Annotated in this window: 1 pseudogene; it reads left to right on the top strand. The window is 65.2% G+C overall.

The annotated features are described in order from the left end of the window. Positions 1-297: pseudogene (locus RNB18_RS52555) on the top strand (NAD(P)-dependent oxidoreductase); the annotation flags it as partial. Positions 298-428: the final 131 nt, after the last annotated feature.

Raw genomic sequence — 428 nt, 5'->3', positions numbered from 1 at the left:
CGGGTGAAGTGGGTGACCCACGGGGTGTTCGCCGCGCAGATCGGCGCCGTGGCCGAGGGCGTGCGCCTGGGCGATCGACTGGGCATCGACGAGGCGACGCTACTGACCGCACTCACCCACGGCAGTGCGGCAAGTCGCGCGCTGGGCGGTATCGCCGCCACCGGCTCCGCAGACGCATTCATCGCCCGGGTCGGCGAATTCATCGGCAAGGACGTGGCCGTGGTCCGCAGAACAGCCTCTGAGCTGGACAGCGACCTGGGCCGACTCGAGGACCTGCTCGACGCTGCACTCAAGTGAGCCGGCCCGCCGTCACGACCTGATCAGCACCCATTTTGTGCTTTTCAAACACTCCCAAAGGGTTTACTGTTAGCGTTACAGTTCAACAGATTCCCGTAACGTTTCACAGCACTTCCGGCCCAGCCCGCCGC

The organism is Streptomyces doebereineriae (assembly GCF_031845645.1).
GTDB lineage: Bacteria > Actinomycetota > Actinomycetes > Streptomycetales > Streptomycetaceae > Streptomyces > Streptomyces canus.
Note: the sequence above shows the minus strand (reverse complement) of the source record. Positions and strands in the feature narration are given on the sequence as shown.